The organism is Winogradskyella damuponensis, assembly GCF_039538385.1.
GTDB lineage: Bacteria > Bacteroidota > Bacteroidia > Flavobacteriales > Flavobacteriaceae > Winogradskyella > Winogradskyella damuponensis.
The window spans coordinates 1-4,119 of record NZ_BAABCB010000014.1 but is presented as its reverse complement, the minus strand read 5'-3'; the positions used below and the strand labels follow the sequence as shown (position 1 = coordinate 4,119).

Below are 4,119 nucleotides of genomic sequence, written 5' to 3'. Positions count from 1 at the left end.
TCAGTTTGTATTTGCTAATTTAGTTGCTGAAACACGCAACGAAATCATACACAAAACCGTTGTAAACAATGCCGAAACCAAGCGACATCTGAACTAAAATGAAATTTAAAAAATTAAAAAATACTGAAATAATTACAATCGGATTATCTGTATTGGCTCTGATTATTTCTATTAGAAGTTGCTCTATTTCTCAAAATGCATTGAATCTTTCTCAACAAGAATATTTAGATAAATTTAAAAACGTTTGGACTGGTACTTATGACAAAGAAAATGAAACGCTGAAAATAATTCCGACTAATAAAAATGTTGTTTTACAGAAAGCTACAGCATATTATCCTGATGTAATTTCTGATTCTGAATGGCCAATAAGACCACCTGAAAATATACTTCATATTACAGTTCCTACAATACAAATTCGACGAATGATTAAAGACAAATTCCCTTTAAAAAAAGGTTTTGCTCAAGTCCTTGATACTTCACGAATACCAATAATAATTGAATCGAATTATACTCTGAATGGAGACAACCTATATGACGTTTCAGTTTATATGATTGAATTTAATGCTGTGATTAATGACGAAGAAAATGATTTACCAAAGGTTTTTATTAGTGGACTAATATTTTCTCACCAAATAAAAGAAGACATAAAAATCAAAGATTATATCAATGATTTTTGGAAAAACGGATTGGAAGGGAAATTTGAAAAGTAAAGCACAGTTTACAACACTGTATATAATTTATTGCTTGGTTCTAGCCTACTTACGAAAATCCTTGCGGATTTTCTATTCGGTTTTTATTTGTTAACTTAGTTGCTTAACCACGCAACAAACCATATACAAACACGTTGTAACCAATTTGAGAAACCGAATGGCAATTAACCAATTTATAACATACATACTGCCGAAAAAGGCGATTGAAATGAAATTTGGAGAAATACCAAATCAATTGGAAATTAAACATTCTGAATGGGAAAAGTTTTGGGAAAAATATACTGAAACTGACAACGAAGATTTAGAGCCTGAATTTGAAGATGCAAGAACAACAAATTGGTGGAAAGAGATAGAAGTTAATTTAGTAGAATTAGAAAAACAAATTGACAAAATAATTACTCGTGCAAGTTGGACTGACGATACAATTTGGAAAAGTGAAAAAGCGGAATTTGACCACGATGTTAGTCTTGGTTTAAATAAAACTAATGAATTTATCGATGAATTTATGTTTCGGACTGACTTAACAGATACTACTCTAAATTTCCTTAATTCAATGCTTGATATTTGTAAAGAAAATGATTGGATTTTAATGGACAGAAACGGAAATTTATGCAAACCAAATATTTCTGATTTAGCACAATTAATAAAAGGTTCAGATGCTGACCGATTTTTAAGAAATCTGAGCAAATTTTTTGACGAATTGAGTAATAAAAAATAAAAACTGGTTACAACACCGTATATAAAAAATTGCTGGTGTTGTGCTAAAACAAAGGTCGTTGCACGTTTGCTACGTCTGATTTTCCTTCGGAAAATCCTCGCACGCAAACACGCAACTTTNTTTTATTGTTTTAACTAACCTTTTGAGTTTTTCAAACATTGTCTAAAAATCATGCGTTAGCAAGTTTGCGCTGAAAAATAAAAAAAGGCGTCAGTGCTTTAGTCGAATAAGCAAACACATGCGTGAATTGGACACAGCTTATCTGCAATGGCTTCTTAAATAAAAAACCTATAATCGTGTTCAGCATTTCTGCTAACTCTAGGCTACGCATTTAAAGTGTTTGCTTTCGGCAGGAAAAATAACACCTCTACTTTACCAAAGTCTATGCGCGCCTACTCATAGCTAACAATGTATATAATTTATAGCTGCTACTCGCCTACTGTCGAAAAACCTCGCGGTTTTTCTATTTCGGTTATTATTTGCTAACTTACTTGCTGAAACAATGCTACAAATCATATACGAGACCGTTACCTGCAAGCTAAAAACCAACATTGAGAAAAAGAGATTACATAGAAGAAATTACGTCAATTAAAGACCGTTCTAAATTTCCAGGAAGATTCGAATTAATGGCTCGACTACACGCTATTGATTCTATCATTTATAACTTGACAGATGATAATTCAATAAAAAATAAGGAAACTCTGAAATATATTCCAATTGCTACAGTAGCATGTTTCGAATCATTTTTAAGAAGTATAGTAGCTGAATTAATAGATAAAGGTGAGCCTTATAATCAAAATGTCATAAAATTTAATCAATCAGCAAACATAAAATTTGATTTTAATATTGTGACCGCAATTCAAAAAAAGAAAATTTCAGTTGGGGATTTTGTCAGTCATATTTTGAATTGTAATAATATTAAAGATTTTTGCTCAAATTTATCGATTTTAACGCAAACCGATTTTTTGGAGGAACTAAAAAAATTCAAACCAAGACAACTTGAAAAACCTACAATAGATATCGCTGAAAAATTTAAAAAAAATCACTCAAGAATTTTAGAATCAATTGATTATGTTTTCAGATTGCGACACATATTTTGTCATGAATTTGCAACCAATGTAGAGTTAGAGTATTTAATGATTAAAGGAACTTACGAACATTGTAAAATATTCTTATTTCAGGTTAATGATTATGTATGGAATTTACTTGAACCAGATGCACCATTAACGCAAACTGAAATCACTATTTGTGCAGGAAAAAACTATGAAAAAGCAGAGTCTGAATTGATTAAAGTCATTGAAGAAATTAAAAATTTAAACCTTACTGAAGAGAATATTTTTTTGGACAACAAAGATTTTGAGCTTGTTATAAATAAATGGAAAGAATACAGAGAATTAAAAGCAGAATCATTTGCTAAACATGCAAAAGGAGGAACAATTCATTCAACTTTAAAATTAAATTCATTAAAAGCAACTACAGAAAAAATGACTGCTGAATTGATTGAAGAATATGGATTAGAAAAAGCCAGCAGGTAACACCGTGTATAATTAATGGCTGGTTCTCGCCTACTTACGAACATTCCTGCGGAATATTCAATCTGTGATTTATTTGCTAAATTAGGTGCTTAAACACGCCACTAACCATACACAAAACCGTTACCCAACATTTACGAAACTGTATAAATTGAATATTTCCCTAACTGAAATAAACACTTCACTCATTATGAGTTTTGAAAACAAAAATTTCAAACTATGTTTGAGCAGTTAAACTAATCAATAAACCTTATGAAAAACATTCTGATATTAGGATTTACTATTTTACTATTCGCATCTTGTGGAAAAGAAAATAAACCGAAAATTGTACACGCTGAAAATAACGGAAAAGAAATTCCTGAATTGAAAAAAGACACAGCATTTATTGAAATTTCGGATTTGCCAATTCAAATAGACAGTACTGACTATTTAATTCATCCAATCGGAGATTTTAGAATAGAAGACAATAGAGGGAAAATTATTTACAAATCTTCTGGATATGGTTCTAATAACTTTAAAATTTCAAGTTATGGAGGTTATAGAATATCAGGAGATTTAAACAATGTGAAATTCCAGCATGTAGATTCTGAAAAACTATCGTCTCTAACCGAAAATGTAATCAAAATACATTCACTTTCCTTTTTAAGAAAAGTATTTGACAATACTAAAAAACAGTTATTGATTTACGAAGTAACTGACAGAGACACTAATCAAGATGGAAAACTTGACTTTAGTGATATAAACACTTTGTATATAAGTAAAATTAACGGAACTGACTTTAGAAAATTGACTGACAACAATAAAGAACTCATTGATTGGAAAATAATTGAGTCAAAAAACAGACTTTATTTCAGAACGATTGAGGACATCAATAAAGACGGAGAATTTGACAAAAAAGATATTGTTCATTACAAATTTGTGGACTTGAACTCTGACAATTTAAAAGTAACTGAATATAAACCGATTTAAAAAACGTTGGGTAACACCGTGTATAATTAATTGCTTGTTTCTAGCCTACTTACGAATATTCCTGCGGAATATTCTATCTGTGATTTATTTGCTAACTTAGTTGCTTAACTACGCAACTAACCATACACAAAACCGTTGGCAAACATTTTGCGCATACCAACAATATCAAGGCTTTTACAAAATTCTATGC

General features: G+C 30.4%; 4 protein-coding genes. All 4 read left to right on the top strand.

All coding sequences use genetic code 11. The annotated features are described in order from the left end of the window. Window positions 1-152 precede the first annotated feature (152 nt). The 4 genes from ABD730_RS05850 to ABD730_RS05835 all read left to right on the top strand — a co-directional run bounded on the left by ABD730_RS05850 (window position 153) and on the right by ABD730_RS05835 (window position 3,929). Window positions 153-710: a hypothetical protein gene (locus tag ABD730_RS05850; RefSeq protein WP_344713241.1), complete on the top strand. Its 558-nt coding sequence runs from the start codon at window positions 153-155 to the stop codon at window positions 708-710. A 157-nt stretch (window positions 711-867) separates the two neighbouring features. Beyond that, window positions 868-1,428, top strand: a complete 561-nt coding sequence (locus ABD730_RS05845) for a hypothetical protein (RefSeq protein WP_344713239.1) — start codon at window positions 868-870, stop codon at window positions 1,426-1,428. Between the two features lie 551 nt (window positions 1,429-1,979). Then, complete coding sequence (locus tag ABD730_RS05840) at window positions 1,980-2,963, top strand: lysozyme inhibitor LprI family protein (RefSeq protein WP_344713237.1); 984 nt, start codon at window positions 1,980-1,982, stop codon at window positions 2,961-2,963. Between the two features lie 249 nt (window positions 2,964-3,212). Continuing rightward, the gene (locus ABD730_RS05835; RefSeq protein ID WP_344713235.1) at window positions 3,213-3,929 is read left to right on the top strand and encodes a hypothetical protein; all 717 of its coding nucleotides are present in this window, start codon (window positions 3,213-3,215) and stop codon (window positions 3,927-3,929) included. Window positions 3,930-4,119 lie beyond the last annotated feature (190 nt).